The following is a 306-nucleotide window of genomic DNA, read 5'->3' as shown; positions in this document are numbered from 1 at the left end:
ACGGTTTCAGGTTCTATTTCACTCCCCTCACAGGGGTTCTTTTCGCCTTTCCCTCACGGTACTGGTTCACTATCGGTCAATTGGGAGTATTTAGCCTTAGAGGATGGTCCCCCTATCTTCAGTCAAAGTTTCTCGTGCTCCGACCTACTTAATGTGTCCAACATGCTGCTTCGTGTACGGGGCTATCACCCTTTATTGCGGTACTTTCCAGAACCTTCCACTACAACATACTGAATCGGCTGTTTCCCTTTCGCTCGCCGCTACTCAGGAAATCTCGGTTGATTTCTTTTCCTCCGGGTACTTAGA

At 48.4% G+C, this 306-nt stretch carries 1 rRNA gene (cut by a window edge); it reads right to left on the bottom strand.

Features of this window, described 5'->3' with window-relative positions:
• Nucleotides 1-306 (bottom strand): 23S ribosomal RNA (locus tag KO497_RS12760); its annotated part runs 379 nt beyond the window's last position; the annotation flags it as partial.

Origin of the sequence: Pacificibacter marinus, assembly GCF_018860665.1 — a bacterium.
GTDB lineage: Bacteria > Pseudomonadota > Alphaproteobacteria > Rhodobacterales > Rhodobacteraceae > Celeribacter > Celeribacter marinus_A.
The sequence above is the reverse complement of the archived record's forward strand: the minus strand, read 5'-3'. Positions and strand labels throughout refer to the sequence as shown.